The organism is Streptomyces sp. DH-12, assembly GCF_002899455.1.
GTDB lineage: Bacteria > Actinomycetota > Actinomycetes > Streptomycetales > Streptomycetaceae > Streptomyces.
The window spans coordinates 1,027,126-1,041,558 of the sequence record NZ_PPFB01000001.1 but is presented as its reverse complement, the minus strand read 5'-3'; the positions used below and the strand labels follow the sequence as shown (position 1 = coordinate 1,041,558).

Genomic DNA, 14,433 nt, shown 5'->3' with positions numbered 1-14,433 from the left:
GCCGGTCGGCGGCTCGGTCGGGCGGGGCGCGTTCTGGGGATACAAAGATATGATAGGTGTATCAGCGTCTCTCAGGGAGTCGTTCGCCGGTATCGTGAGGATCACCATGAGAACTGACACGAACGACTCGTGGCTCGCCCGGGTCCTCGCCCGCCCGGAGCCCGAGGACGACACGGCGCGGCGGATCCTCGACGCGGCACTGGAGCAGTTCACCCTCCTCGGGGTGCGCCGCTCCTCGGTGGACGACGTCGCCAAGCGGGCCGGTGTCTCCCGGGTGACCGTCTACCGGCGCTTCCAGACCAAGGACCGCCTGGTCGAGGAGACCCTGCTGCGCGAACTGAACCGCTTCTTCGCCCGGCTCGACGCGGCGGTGGCGGGCCTGCCGACCATGCGGGAGCGGGTCGTCGAGGGGTTCGCCGCCGCCCTGCGCCACAGCCGCGCCCATCCGCTCCTCGGCGGCATGCTGCGGCTCGAACCCGAGGTGGTGCTGCCGTACCTGACCGTGCAGGGCGGCTCCTCGCTGTCGGCCACCGTCGAGTACCTGACCGGGCATCTGCGCCGGGCGCAGCAGGTGGAGGGTCGGCCCGACGAGGACCCGCGTCCGGTCGCCGAGCTGATGGTGCGGGTCGCCGTGTCCTTCCTGCTCAACCCGTCGAGCTGCATCGAGATGGAGGACGAGGACCAGGCCCGGGCCTTCGCCCGGCGCTATCTGGCCCCGCTGCTGGACGCCTGACCGCCCCGGCGGCGACGGGCAGGCCCCCGCTCCGTTCAGCGCCGCCGGTGCAGGGCACGCGCCAGCCGCACCGCGCGCTCGCGGGTGGCCGCCGGGACCGCGAAGGAGGTCAGCGCGATCGCCGGGGCGAACCGCTGGACCGTCATCGACTGCACGGAGGTGAACGCCCGCAGCCCCTCCGCGCCGTGGATCCGCCCGAACCCGGAGTCCTGCGACCCCCCGAACGGCAGCGCGGGCACCGCCGCGAAGCCCAGCACCGAGTTCACCGACACCGCGCCCGCGCGCAGCCGCGCCGCGATCGCCGCCCCCGTGCGCCCGCTGCCGCAGAACACCGCGGCCCCGAGGGCGTAGCGGGAGGCGTTGGCGCGCTCCACGGCCTCGTCCACGCCCGCCACCGCGTTGACCGCCACGACCGGCCCGAACGTCTCCTCCGTCATCGCCGCCGCGTCCTCCGGCACACCGGTCAGCACCACCGGGGCGACGTAGGGCGCCCGCACCGACTCGGGCCCGCCGAGCAGCGCCCGTCCGCCCGCCGCGACGGCGCCGCTGACGTGCCGCTCGACGACGGCGGTCTGGCCGGGCAGCGTCATCGGCCCGTAGGCGGCGTCCGCGCCGGCACCCGTGGGCAGCGCCCCGGCCCGCTCCACCACCCGTGCGCACAGCTCCTCGTGGACCTCCCGCACCGCGTAGACGCGCTCCACGCCCGCGCAGGTCTGCCCCGCGTTGCTCAGCGCGCCCCACACGATCGCGTCGGCGGCCGCGTCCAGGTCGGCGTCGGCGGTGACGATCACCGCGTCCTTGCCGCCGCACTCGGCGAGGAACGGCGTCAGCGTCTCCGCGCACACCGCCATCACCTTCCGCGCCGTCCCCGGCGACCCCGTGAACGCCAGCTTGTCCACCCCGGAGCGGGCCAGCGCGTCCCCGGTCGCCGCCGCCCCCGTGACCGTGGTGAGCAGCCCGGCGTGCTCGGGCGCGGCGGAGTCGAACAGCTCCGCCAGCAGCACTCCCGTGCCCGGCGTCAGTTCCGACGGCTTGAACACCACCGCGTTCCCCGCGGCGAGGGCGTACCCGATGGAGCCCATCGGGGTGTAGAGGGGGTAGTTCCAGGGGCCGATCACGCCGACGACACCCAGCGGACGGTGGACCAGCGAGGCCCGCTGATGCACCGTGAACAGCCCGGTCCGCACTCTTCTCCGGCCCAGCACCCGGGGGGCGTTGCGGGCGGCCCACGCCAGGTGCTCCAGCGTGAGGACCACTTCCAGCGCGGCGTCACCGGCGGGCTTGCTGGTCTCCTCCGCGATGGTGCGGGCCACCGTGTCCAGGTCGTCGGCGAGGGTCTTCTTCCAGCGCAGCAGCAGGTCACGGCGGCGCGACGCGGGCAGGGCCGCCCACCCCGCCTGCACGGTGCGGGCGCGGGCCACGGCACGGGCGACGTCCTCCGGCCCGTGCACCGGGTACTCGGCGAGCCGCTCGCCGGTCGCGGGGGAGTGGGTGGGGAACGTGGTGGCGGAGGCGCGTGGAGCGGCGGCCGGGACGGTCTCGGTCATGGGGTCTCCTCACGAAGGGCTCGGACGGCGGACGGCCGCGACGGCCCGGGGACCGCGTCGCGCGGCTTCTCGTCCGGCGGTTCCTCGCCCGGCGGTCCCTCGTCCGGCAGCGGCAGGGCCGGACGGGACCGCGCCCAGTGCGGGCCCAGGTCGTCCAAGGTCCAGCCGAAGGGATAGGTGCGCGCCTTCGGGCGGCGCGGAAACCGCTCCGGCCGGGCCGGCAGCAGCCGGACGACCGCGGCGCGCAGGCGCAGCGCCCGGTGCGCGACCGCCCGCAGCCAGGCCGGCTGCGGCCGGAACCCGAGGGCCGTCAGCAGCGGTTCGTCGAGCACGGCCAGCGTGGCCCGTACGGCGATCCGGCGCAGCGGGGCCGGGTACCAGGCCGCCATGACGCGTAACGTGGCCGCGGCGACCCGGCGGTTGGCGGGGTCGTAGGCGAACATCTCCCGCTCGTAGGCGTCGTGGAGCCGCTCGAACTCCGCGTAGGTGCCGGGCACCGAGGAGATGCCCATCATCTCGCCCATCCGCCGGCCCACCAGCGCCAGGCTCTCGGTCTCCTGCGCGCACAACGGCCGCCACCCGTACCGGTCGATCCACCGCTTCGGCCCCACCACCGTGGTGGCCAGCACGTACAGGAAGTCCTCGTTGGGGATGCGGTACCGGCCGTGGATGCGGTTGAGGTGGCGGGCGGCGGCCCGCCCGTGCTCCGAGTCCATCCCGTCGCGCACCATCTCGTACGCGATCAGCACCGTGTCGTCGTAGCGCTTCTGCCCGGCACGCTCGAACTCCTGCGTGCGGTCCAGCAGTCGAGAGATGCGCGGGACGCCGTAGTCGCGCAGGAACGCGACCGACGTGCCGTGCAGGTAGTCGCGGGGGAACTCGTACTGCGTGATCCAGCGGTAGATCTGCTCGAAGTCCCGCTGCGGATCCATCTGCCGCATCCGGGCGAGCCTGCGGTGACGGCCCATGCTGATCCCTCCTGTCGGCAACGCGGCCACCGGCTCGCCGAGCGAGGGACCGGGGGCGACGGAGACGTGGAACACGGCCCTGGTGTGCAACGAAGATACTGAAACTATTGACTTGTAACATCGGGCGTCAATACCGCGGACGCGCCCCGTCGAGGCACGCGAGTTCGCCGGGGCGCGCGGTGCCGTCCAGGCGCGCCGCACCGGATGAGCGGCACCGCGCCGGAAAATACCCGACGCGTACGGGGCCCGGCGTGACAAGCTGTGCTCGCCCGTCCCCGGACCCAGGAGGTCACCATGACCGCAGAACCGCCCACCACGGAAGGTTCGGAGCCGGCCGCCGCGACGTCCCCGGTCACGCCGGACGACGACGGCGCCTACGACCTGAAGCGCAAGTTCCGCGAGGCCCTGGCACGCAAGCGCGGCGCCCAGGCGGAAGCGGCCGAGGCCGTCGGCAACCCGAACGCGTCCAAGGTGCGCGCCACGCACGGCCCGGCGACGGGCCGGCGGTCGTTCCGCCGCAAGAGCGGCTGAGCCGGTCCGTCCCGCCCCGCCCGTGAGCCGCGCGGCTCACGGGCGGGGCGGGACGGACCGTCTTCACCACCGGTCGCGGGCCTCCTCCGCCCAGCCGGTGAGCCCGTCGAGATCCACCCAGGAGCCGTCGTCGGCGCGGGCGCGCCCCGTGAAGCTCCCGAAGCACTGGTGCGTGTCGTTGGACACCACCCACAGGCTCGTCCTGGCGGTCCGGACGTGGAAGGGGCGGAACTCGGCCTCCACCCGGGGCCCGCCGATCCGCCACGGACGCAGCCAGTCCGTACGGTCGTACTCCCAGACGAGTTCATCGCCGATCTTGTGCAGGCGGCCGTCGACGAACAGGGCGTTCTCCGTCGCACCCGTGCCGTCGGTCCACCGGCCGCCGAGCTGGACCGCCCGCCCCGGCGCGCAGCCCGCCGCCCAGTTCCACGTCATGGAGTACGGCCACTTGCCGCGACCGTGGTCGAGGACGGCGAAGGAGCCGGACGCGTCGAACGCGACCTCCCGCGAGCCGAGCGTCAGACGGCCGTGGACGGGACGGCCGAGGTCCTTCAGCGTGTACTGGAAGCGGCGCTCGCTCCACGGCACGACCACGCCCAGCGACTCGTGCCCCGGCTCCAGCGGCGCCTCGGCCTCCAGCCGGACACCGGGGGCGGCCGCGCTGATCGTGGTGCCCTCCGCGTGCTGGACGAACTCCAGCGTCACCCCGCCGCCCCGCGCGGACGCGGTCCCCGTCCCGCTGCGGTCCGGCATGCGCACGCCCCGCGCCAGCGGCGTCACCGCGTCCCCGGCCAGTTCGCGGCCGGTGGCCCGGTCCAGCACGTACACGCCGTGCGTGCCGGCGTAGTCGAGGGAGGAGGCGACCAGGCCGACGATGTGCGACGGCGTGACGATGCCCCAGTACTCCCAGCGCTTGACGCGCCCCCACCCGCGCAGGTTCGCCCGGTGCAGCGGCCGCCGGGTCCAGCCGACCGCCTCCGGATCGAGCCGCCCGTCGGGGAGGCACAGGTCGACGGGGGAGGTGATCTCACGTTCGGCGGTCATGTCAGCGCGGCCCTTTCGCCCGGGGACGCGGCTCGGCAGGGTCCAGCGGCCACCCGAGCACGGTCACCTGTGTCCGTGCCCAGTCGTACCGCGACACACGATCGCGGCGTGCGCCGTCCCGGAAAGCGCGACGGGCCGTCCGGGAACTCCCGTTCCCGGACGGCCCGTTCCTCCCGCACCTCACTCTCGGGCGACCGCCGCCACGACCGTTCCCGGCTCGTACGCGCCGTCCTTCCGAGGGACGGCGACCGCCGGCCGGTCAGCCGTCACGTCCGGTCGCGCCGCGCGCGGCGGGCGGCACGGCGGCGCAGCCGGAGCGGCAGCACGTACCAGCACAGCGCGAACCACAGCATGACCCCGCCCACCAGCACCTCGGCGAGCACGCCCGGCACGACGAACCGCAGGATCAGCAGCAGCGTGCAGCCGATGGTGAGCGCGAGCAGCACCATCCCGCACACCATCAACCGCCCGGCCATCTCCACCACTTCGTCCTTCATCCGTTGCCCGGACAGGAAACGGTGGATGGACACCGGCGCGATCAGCGAGCCGGTGGCGGACGCGCCGAACACCACGGTCATGACGTAGATGACCCGGTCCAGCGTCTCCAGTTCACGGAACAGCGGGGTGAAGGCCACGCTGAGCAGGAAGCCGAAGAGGATCTGCACACCCGTCTGCGTGACACGCGTCTCCTGCAGCACCTCGTTCCAGCGGCGGTTCACCCGCTCACGCGCCGACTCCGGCGGCTCGTCACCGGGCCACGAGGCGTGGGCGTCGTGGCGCGCGCAGCAGGTGCTCTGCTTCTCCATCGGCTTGGCCGGCTGCTCCGTCATCGTCATGGCGTCCTCCCCTGTTCCAGGCGGACCGTTTGCCCCGATCAGCGCCAGTCATGCAAGATCCGGGGCGAACGAGGCCGACCGCACACGCCGGGTCCCGGCGCCCCGTGCCCGGCCGCACGGCGAGCCCCTCGTGGTCCGCCGAGGACGCCCCTGGGACAGGAGGGACGCGACTACGTCGTCCTGGAGCGGGGAGCGGACCCGGCACGTCCTTCACCCGCTGCAGCGAGCGCCGCTCCGCGGCCGCCGACGACCCGGTGCGCCCCCCGGGCGACTTCGTCCGCCGCACCGGGGCCCGCGTCGAGTACGGCGACCGGGTCGTCACCGGACGCCGGCTCCTCGTCGCGGGTACGGCGGGCGGCGACGTCCCGTCCTCCCGGTCCGCACCCGCGACGTGACCATCGTCAACGCTGCGCCGAGCCGGCCCCCACGCCCGGGCGGCCTCCTCCGTTTCATCACAATCGGGTACCGGGCCGGAACTGTGGCTTCCACCACAGTCCTTGTGATCTTGCTCCTGATGAGATCACCGGATGCTCGGTCTCCTCGTCCGTCTCCTCCCCTTCTGGATCCGCGAGCCGCTGGTCATCCTGGTCGGGACGGTGTTCGGCGTACGCATCCTCCACATGGCTCTCGTCGACGGCGAGGGATGGGCGCCGGCCGTCATCGGCGCGGCGTTCCTGCTGGTGGCGGTGGTGCGCGTGCGCGTGGTCGTGCACGCGCTGCGCGCCCGCCGGCGCCCGGCCCCTCCGGTGGCCGCGGTGACGGCGCCCGTCGCCCCGGCGGTACGGCGTCCTCCCGGGAAGGAGCCCAACGCCTTCGCTCAGGCCGCCCTGGCCATCGGCCTCTTCGCGGTGATCGGAGGCGTCCTGTGGATCGAGGGCCGGCTCCCGGAATCCGGCGCCACGGGGGCCTCTCGGGCCGCCACGTGCTGGAGCGGCGACGAGGACGGGAAGCCGCCGACCGCCCACCGGGCCACGTCCGACGCCGTGACCGGCGAGGACCTGTGCCGGGCGCTCAACCGGCCCGAGCTGCCCGAACTCCTCGGCACCCCCACCGAGACCGCGACCTACGCCTCCGGCACCGACGCCACCGCCCCCCTGACCGACGGGAAGGTCGCCCGGCCCGAGGCGAGGGTCGAGTTCGACACGTACACCGTGGAGCTGTCGGCCACGTACGACGAGCTGACGGTCGCCCAGTACGCGAACCTGACGACGTACCGGAACGCCCCGGACCTCAGGAAGCTCACGGTGCTGGGGCGACCCGCGCTGTTCACCTCGGACCACATGATGAGGATCCAGTTCGACCTGGGGAGCGGCGGCGGCTCCGGCGGCCCCGTGGGGCAGGGACCCCTGGCCCGGACGCTGACCGTGGCGCTCGACGGCGAGGACCGGGGCGGCTCCTACGGCTTCACCGTGTGGAGCGAGACCGGGGCGCTCCCGGACGACAGGGCCCTCCTCGACATCGCCGAGGCGGTCCTGCCCGAGATCGCGCGGGGGAAGCGGGACCGGGGCTGATCCACGGCCGGACGGCGTTGGTAAGGTTCGGCTGACCTAACCTGCGCGCCCGTGCGGTGTCGCCGCTCCGAAGGACTCACGCATGCCCGGCAGCCCGCCCCAGCCCCGCACGCCCCGGGCGGTGTTCGCCGCGGCACTGCGGCGCCACCGCGGGCGGCTCATGGCCGGCTGGCTGCTGCTGGCGCTGCACCAGGCCGCGGAGGCCACCGTCCCGATCGCCATCGGCCTGGTCATCGACCGTGCCGTGGCCACCGGCGACGTCACGGCGCTGCTCTGGTCCGTCGCCGGTCTGACGGTGCTCTTCACCGTCCTCGCCTACGCGTACCGCCTCGGCGCCCGGCAGGGCATGACCGCGCTGGAACGGGAGGCGCACCTGCTGCGCGTCGACGTGACCCGCGCCGCCCTGGACCCGCGCGGCCGCCGTACGGACCTGCGGACCGGCGAACTCCTCGCCATCGCCTCGTCGGACGCGCAGCGGACCGCGCTGATCATCCACGCGGTGTCCTTCGCGTTCGCCGCGTTCGCCGCCATCGCCGTGTCGTCCGTGGCCCTGCTCCTCATCGACGTGCCCCTCGGCCTCGGCGTGCTGGCGGGCGTGACGTTCTCGGTCCTGCTCAACGGCTGGGTCGGACCCCGTCTCACCCGGCACAGCGCCGCGCTCCAGGAGGCCACGGGACGCGTCACGGCCCTGGCCGCCGACCTGCTCGGCGGGCTGCGCACCCTGCGCGGCATCGGGGCCCGCGGCGCCGCCTCCGACCGCTACCGGGCGACGGGCGAGGAAGCGCTGGAGGCGGGCCTGCGCACCGCCACCACCACCGGGCTGCACCGGGGCGTGACGACGACGAGCAGCGGACTGTTCCTCGCCGCGGTCGCCGGGTTCGCCGGCTGGTCGGCGCTCGACGGACGCCTGACGGTCGGACAGCTCGTGACGGTCGTCGGCCTCGCCCAGTTCATCGCCGAGCCGCTGAACACCCTCGGCTTCTGCGGGCAGCTCCTGGCACAGGCGAGGGCCTCCGCCCGCCGCTGGGCCGGCGCCGTGGACGCCCCGCCGCTGACCGTTCCGGGCACCCGCGACCAGGCGCCCGGACAGGCCGACCTGACGCTGCGCGGCGTCACCCACCGCACCCTGGACGGCCTCGACCTGCACGCCCCGCACGGACAGCTCACCGCCGTCGTCGCCCACGACCCGCGCGACGCCGACGCGTTGCTCGCGGTGATCTCCGGCCGCGCGGCCGGGCACGGGGGAGAGGTCCTGACCGGCGGTGTGCCCGCTGCGGACCTCACCCTCGACGCGCGGCGGCGCACGGTGCTCGTCGAAGAGCACGACGTCGCCCTGTTCGAGGGCACCCTGCGGGACAACCTCACGGCGGGCGCGGACCACGACGACGAGGCGGTCGCCGCCGCGGTGACCGCCGCCGCGGCCGACGACATCGTCGCCCAGCACCCGGCCGGCCTCGGCCACCGCGTCACCGAACGCGGCGGCTCGCTCTCCGGCGGGCAACGGCAGCGCCTCGGCGTGGCCCGCGCGCTGCTGGCGTCGCCTCCCGTGCTCGTGCTGCACGACCCGACCACGGCCGTCGACGCGGTGACGGAGGAGGCGATGGCCCAGGGGCTCGCCGACCGGCGCCGCGGACACTGCACCGTCGTGGTCACCAGCAGCCCCGCGCTGCTGGCGCGCGCCGACCGGGTGGTCGTGGTCGAGGGCGGACGCGCCGTGCGCACCGGCACCCACAGCGAACTCGCCGCGTCGGACCCGGCGTACCGGAAGGCGGTCCTGCGATGAACGAGCGGACGGACGACGTGGCACGGCCCGGACAGCAGGACGCGCCCCCGGCCGCGGCGACCCCCGGCGGCCCCCGGCAGGACCTGCTGCCCATCGCCTCCCCCCGCCGCACCTGGGCGCTGCTCCGCGCCGAACTGGCCGGGCACCGGCGGCTCACGGCGGCCGCCGTGGCGGTGACGCTGCTGGCCGGCACCACCGGGCTCGTCGCCCCCTGGGTGCTCGGCGGCCTCGTCGACGACGTACGGGCCGGCGCCGGCACCGACAGCCTGCTGTCCGTGGTCGTCACCCTGGTGGCCGCCGCCGTCGCCGCCGGGGTGCTCACCGGACTCGGCGCCGCCCTGGTGGCCCGGCTGGGCGAGACGGTCCTGGCCCGCATCCGCGCCCGCGTGCTCGACCGCGCGCTCCACCTCCCCTCCGCGGTCCTGGAGCGGGCCGGCACCGGCGACCTGCTCTCCCGCACGGGTGACGACGTCGCCGTCGTCACCGCCGCCGTCTCCGCCGTCGTGCCGCAGCTGGTGAGCGCCCTGTTCACCGTGGCCCTCACCGGCGCCGGACTGTTCGCCCTGGACTGGCGGCTCGGCCTCGCCGGACTCGCGGCGGCCCCCGTGTACGTGCTCGCGCTGCGCTGGTACCTGCCGCGCTCCGGCCCCCTCTACGCCGAGCAGCGCGTGGCGACCGGCGCGCGCACCCAGGCGATGGCGGCCTCCCTGAACGGCGCGTCCACCGTGCTCGCCCACCGGCGGGAGGCCGAGCACGTGGCGCGGGTGGACGAGCGGTCGGCCGAGGCGCGCGACGTGTCCCTCACCGTGTTCCGGCTGTTCACCCGGTTCGGCTCGCGGCTCAACCTCGCCGAGCTGATCGGGCTCACCGCCGTCCTCGTCACCGGTTTCCTGCTGGTGCGGGCCGACGCGGTGACCGTGGGCGCGGTGACGGCCGCGACGCTCTACTTCCACCGGCTGTTCAACCCGATCGGCTTCCTCGTCATGCAGTTCGACGACGTCCAGGAAGCCGGGGCGAGCCTGGCACGGCTCGCCGGGATCGCCACCATGAGCCCGCCGCCCGAGCCCGAGGTCCCCGAGACGCCGGCCGACGCGAGCCTCGAACTGCGCGGCGTCACCCACGCGTACGACGACCGGACCGTGCTGCGGGACGTCACGCTGACGGTCGCCCCCGGCGAGCGGGTGGCGCTGGTCGGCGCCAGCGGCGCGGGCAAGACCACGCTCGCCTCCGTCATCGCCGGCGTGCTGAAGCCCACGGCCGGCACCGTACGGCTGGGCGGGGCGCGCCTGGACCGGATCGGGGAGAGCCGGCTGGGCCGCCATGTGGCCCTGCTCAGCCAGGAGTTGCACGTCTTCCACGGCACCCTCCTCGACAACGTGCGACTCGGCCGCCCCGAGGCCGACGACGAGGCGGTGCTGGCCGCGCTCGACGCGGTGGGCGCCCTCGGCTGGGCGCGTGCGCTGCCGGACGGTCCGGCCACCCGCGTCGGCGAGGGCGCGCACCCGCTGACCGCCGCCCAGGCGGGTCACGTCGCCCTGGCCAGGCTGGCGTTGGCCGACCCGCCGGTGGCGGTGCTGGACGAGGCGACGGCCGAGGCGGGCAGCGCGGGCGCCCGGGTGCTGGAGGAGGCCGCCGAGGCGGCGACCCGCGGCCGGACCACGCTGCTGGTCGCGCACCGGCTCACCCAGGCCGAACGCGCCGACCGGATCCTGGTGCTCGACCAGGGCGCCGTGGTGGAGAGCGGAACGCACGACGAACTGCTCGCGGCGGGCGGGCGCTACGCCGCGCTGTGGTGGAGCTGGACGGGACTGCGCTCCGCCGCCCCGGACGAGCCGCAGCCGTACGTTCCGGCGCCCCGGTGACGGGCGAGCACGCCTAGGGGGAACTGGCCAGGCCAGACCCTGCTCGCGACATCATCACGTCCGCCGAAGAAAACGACGGGTGTCGTGCACGGGCGACGCTCGTCCGCCCGCATCAGCCGTGCCGACGCGGGCGGACGAGCGTCCCGTACTGCACGGTCCCGGCACGGCGGGTCAGGCCCGGTCCCGCCCCAGGCCCGCGACGAACCCGGACCACGCGCTCCGCGTGAACGCGAGCCGGGGGCCGCCGCGATATCGTCGAACTGACCGCGAACGCGGCCCTGCACGGCCGGGTGAGAGGCGGGAACGCACGCCTGGCCCTCACTCTGCCCCCATCCCGCGTATCAAGGTCACCGACGCGCGGGGGCGAGCGCCGGCCCGTGCCGACTTCCGCCACCGACGCTGACGGCGAGTCCGGACGGAGCCTGCTCCTGGTCGCCTCGCTCGCCGACGCCTGGGGTTGCGAGCTGTGCCCGCCGGGCGGCAAGACGGCAGGGGCGGAATGCGCCCGGCGGGCACCGCTCAGGACGAGTCCTGGCTCTCCCAGCGGTCCCGGAACCACGTCAGCGTCTCGCTGAGCAGCTCCCGGTTGCGCTCCTTCTCCAGTAGGGACAGCCGGATGTTGGGGCGCAGCTCCAGCTTGCCCTCCGGGATGTCGACACCGTCCAGGGCGTTGAGGCGGGCCAGGAGTTCGGCGCGCAGCGCGCGGTCGGTGAACGGCTCCCGTGCGGCCATGTACTGGAACACCACCTCCGCCGTGCCCCCGCGCCCGGCACCGGGGTAGAGCGTCATCGGCCAGATGCCGCGCCCGGGGCCGCCCGCCTCGCCGAGCATGAGGTACGCACTCGTGGTGACGTGTCCGGCGCCGTGGCCGATCCAGCCGCCCAGTGACTCCCAGTGGGTGAAGAGCGCGCGGACCGCTTCGACCGTCTCAGGGGAGTCGTCGGCGGCGAGCTGGCGGAAGAACCGTTCGGCGCGGGTCTCCTCACCCGGAGCTCCCGCGGTTCCGTTCTGAGCGGTGTCCCCGCCGTCCGCCCGGTCATCGTCCGTGCCGGCGAGCAGCGCGGCGAGGTCGTCGGCGGTGAGCCGCTGGACAGGGTCGGCGGCCCCGGTGGCCGTGAAGCGGACGCCGTCGGCGGTCAGCCGGGCGCGGACGTCGTCGCTTCCCGCCTCCTGGGGCGTCGCCCACCGGAAGCCGTCGGAGACCTTGCCCTCGGAGGTGAGGACACGGTACGCGTTGACCACTCCGGGGGTGTTGGCCAGGTGGTTGCCCACGGCTTGAGCGCCGGAACCGAGGAACGCGGCGAGGTCGCCGTACGAGGTCCAGGTGCCGTGAGGGAGGGCGGCGAGCACTTGGTGGGCGAGCTGCCAGTCGCGATTGCGCTCCGCGCGGCCCACTCCACGCAGCGGAGCCGGCCACAACGCGATGGCACGATCGGCGAGTTCGTCGGCACGGGTCAGGATCTCGCGCACGCCCCAGCGTTCGGTGGCGGCGATGCGACGGTTCATCTCCAGGTGGCTGCCCCGCAGCAGGTCCTGCTTGCGCTCGAAGGGATGGTTGGACAGCTCCGCGTTGACCGCGGTGAGCGTCAGGTTGCCGAGGGTGTGCTGGAACCGGGCGTGCAGTTCCTCCGCGGTCTCGCCCTCGTCGGCCTCCTCGCTCAGGGCTCGCAGCCACTCGTCACCGGGCGACTGCGGCATGACGTGCTCGACGGTGAGCTGCGCGGCGGCGAAGTCGACCGGTTCGGGATGCCCGTAGCTCTCCTCCAGCCGTTGCAGCACCAGCTTGCGCTGCTGCCACCGGCCGTACTGGTAGAACGGCGCGGTCCTGATCTTCTCGCGCAGTTCGGCGTCGTCGGGCCAGAAGCGGTTCTCGGAGGAGAGAAGCCGGTGCAGCCCTTCGGCGACGGGCACGTCGAGCGGAAGCTGTCCGGGCACGGCTTGGAAAATCCGGTTGAGGTTGTTGGTCGGGACCCGGCAGATCATCCGGCGGACGAGGAAGCTCTCGATGTACGCCAGGGCGCGGGCGGTCCCGGCGGAGTCCAGCTCCCCGCGCTCGCGCCGGTCGAACAGCAGCATCAGAGCGGGGTAGGTGACGGCAGCCTGCCACGCGTCCAGGCGGCGGAGCGCGTCCCGGACCGCAGGGTCGGGCTCCTCCTCGGGATGCAGCAGCCGGCGGAAGTGGGCGCTGCGACGGTGCAGTTCCCTGATGTACGCCTCGATCTCCTCGTCGCCGGCCCCGGTGTCCTCGAAGCGCCTCTGCTGGGCGGCGTACAGGTCTTGGCGGCGGACCCGGTCGTCTCCGTCGAGTACGAGTTGCAGCCACATGAGCTGTTCCAGCTCATCGTTGCTCAGGCTCCTCTGCAGGGGGAGCCAGTAGGTCTCGTAGACGTGCTCGCCGCGCGTTTGGAGCTTCATGAAGAGGTAGTTGCGCAGCAGGTCGGCCTGGCTCAGCTTGAGACCGGTGTTGTTGAGGGACTCGAAGATGCGGTGGACGTTGTCACCGCGCTCGGCGGTCACCGCCACCAGCGCGAGCCGGGAGGTGATCGCCTGCTCGATGCGGAACACGTCCTGAGGGGCTGCCGGATCGTCCGCTTCGACCAGCTTCTTGCGGAAGAACGCGTAGGCGGTGGCGACGCCGCTGCCGGTGTCCTGATCGGTGAGGGGGCCGCGGATGTGGGCGGCGAACTGCGTCCGGTCCGCCTGCGTCGGCAGCAGACGGAGGTGGTCGTTGCCGCTCTTCCACTTGTTGATCAGGTACTGCTCGTCGATGCGCTGAGCCTCGACCGGCGCGGTGTCCGCGACATGATCACGGATGGCAGCCAGGGCCAGGGACAGCGTGGTCAGCCGCTGCTGGCCGTCGACGACGAGCCAGCGGGGGAACGTCGCGTCGTTCTGCGGCGACGGCGCGAGCACCACCGAACCGAGGAAGTGCGTGCTCCCCTTCTCTTCAGACGACTCGAGCAGCCCAGCCTGTTCCAGGATGTCGCTCCAGAGCTGTTTGAGATGTTTCTCGGTCCAGGAGTACGTTCGCTGGTAGAGCGGAACTTGGAACTGCTGCGCCCGGCCCTGCACCAGATCGGCGAACAACGTCTCCTTGGCCTGCATGTGGCGGCCCCCTCTTGATCCTCGGTCGTTCGCCGCCGATTACACCAGGCTTGGGCGGTCCGCGTACCGGATAAGCCCCACGAAGTGCCGAAGCACCGGAGAACCGGTCACATTTGGCGGCACTGACCTGGAACTCAGGTTTGGCGAGGCACGTATCCGGCCTGCAGGGTGCGCCATACTCCACGAGTGACTATGCCGATCGGCCCCGTGATCCTCTTCGATGACGATTACCACATGTATGTCTTCCAAGGTGGAACCTTCGCCGAGGCGTGGTGGGAGATGCCCGATGAATACATCTGCGGGTTCGATGCTCTGGCCAGACCGTTGCGCATGACGGGTGAGCCACATCAGGTCGCCCTTGAGCTCACGGGTGATGAACCGGCCGAGGCAGACCTGCGCCGTCTCGTCGCTGACCACTACCAGCGGTTTCTGCGTGGGCAGGCGCCGCCTCAAGCGTCCGGTCTCGCAGAGTTCGTGGCAGGGCTGCCGGTCGAGGGTTCGTAACGCGAACCC

At 73.6% G+C, this 14,433-nt stretch carries 11 protein-coding genes; 6 read left to right on the top strand and 5 right to left on the bottom strand.

Annotation, left to right across the window (positions count from 1 at the left end):
* Positions 1-106: 106 nt before the first annotated feature.
* The gene (locus C1708_RS03625; RefSeq protein ID WP_106411265.1) at positions 107-733 is read left to right on the top strand and encodes a TetR/AcrR family transcriptional regulator; all 627 of its coding nucleotides are present in this window, start codon (positions 107-109) and stop codon (positions 731-733) included.
* A gap of 35 nt (positions 734-768) precedes the next feature.
* On the opposite strand, the gene C1708_RS03620 is transcribed toward C1708_RS03625, so the two are convergent.
* Both C1708_RS03620 and C1708_RS03615 read right to left on the bottom strand, forming a co-directional pair.
* Positions 769-2,280 carry an aldehyde dehydrogenase family protein gene (locus C1708_RS03620; protein WP_106411264.1) on the bottom strand — a complete coding sequence of 504 codons (1,512 nt, stop codon included), beginning with the start codon at positions 2,278-2,280 and terminating at the stop codon, positions 769-771.
* Positions 2,277-3,248: an oxygenase MpaB family protein gene (locus C1708_RS03615; protein ID WP_106411263.1), complete on the bottom strand. Its 972-nt coding sequence runs from the start codon at positions 3,246-3,248 to the stop codon at positions 2,277-2,279. The genes C1708_RS03620 and C1708_RS03615 overlap by 4 nt, the downstream gene beginning before the upstream one ends.
* A 294-nt stretch (positions 3,249-3,542) precedes the next feature.
* Here C1708_RS03615 and C1708_RS03610 point away from each other — a divergent pair, with 294 nt between their 5' ends.
* Entirely contained in the window at positions 3,543-3,779 is a 237-nt protein-coding gene (locus C1708_RS03610) for a DUF5302 domain-containing protein (protein WP_106416136.1), read from the top strand.
* Positions 3,780-3,842: 63 nt separating this feature from the next.
* Here C1708_RS03610 and C1708_RS03605 read toward each other — a convergent pair whose 3' ends face one another.
* Complete coding sequence (locus C1708_RS03605) at positions 3,843-4,823, bottom strand: DUF2804 domain-containing protein (protein ID WP_106411262.1); 981 nt, start codon at positions 4,821-4,823, stop codon at positions 3,843-3,845.
* Between the two features lie 266 nt (positions 4,824-5,089).
* Positions 5,090-5,659, bottom strand: coding sequence for a DUF6328 family protein (locus tag C1708_RS03600; protein WP_106411261.1), 570 nt, complete (start codon positions 5,657-5,659; stop codon positions 5,090-5,092).
* A gap of 527 nt (positions 5,660-6,186) precedes the next feature.
* Between C1708_RS03600 and C1708_RS03595 the strand changes: the two genes are divergently transcribed.
* The 3 genes from C1708_RS03595 (at position 6,187) to C1708_RS03585 (ending at position 10,815) form a co-directional block, all read left to right on the top strand.
* Positions 6,187-7,170: a DUF6215 domain-containing protein gene (locus tag C1708_RS03595; protein ID WP_106411260.1), complete on the top strand. Its 984-nt coding sequence runs from the start codon at positions 6,187-6,189 to the stop codon at positions 7,168-7,170.
* An 82-nt stretch (positions 7,171-7,252) separates the two neighbouring features.
* On the top strand, positions 7,253-8,953 hold the full coding sequence (locus C1708_RS03590) for an ABC transporter ATP-binding protein (RefSeq protein WP_106411259.1): 1,701 nt from the start codon (positions 7,253-7,255) through the stop codon (positions 8,951-8,953).
* On the top strand, positions 8,950-10,815 hold the full coding sequence (locus C1708_RS03585) for an ABC transporter ATP-binding protein (protein WP_106411258.1): 1,866 nt from the start codon (positions 8,950-8,952) through the stop codon (positions 10,813-10,815). The genes C1708_RS03590 and C1708_RS03585 overlap by 4 nt, the downstream gene beginning before the upstream one ends.
* A gap of 519 nt (positions 10,816-11,334) precedes the next feature.
* On the opposite strand, the gene C1708_RS03570 is transcribed toward C1708_RS03585, so the two are convergent.
* On the bottom strand, positions 11,335-13,920 hold the full coding sequence (locus tag C1708_RS03570) for a GmrSD restriction endonuclease domain-containing protein (RefSeq protein WP_106411257.1): 2,586 nt from the start codon (positions 13,918-13,920) through the stop codon (positions 11,335-11,337).
* A gap of 192 nt (positions 13,921-14,112) precedes the next feature.
* On the opposite strand from C1708_RS03570, the gene C1708_RS03565 reads away from it, so the two are divergent.
* On the top strand, positions 14,113-14,424 hold the full coding sequence (locus C1708_RS03565) for a hypothetical protein (protein WP_241911414.1): 312 nt from the start codon (positions 14,113-14,115) through the stop codon (positions 14,422-14,424).
* The last annotated feature ends 9 nt before the right edge of the window (positions 14,425-14,433 follow it).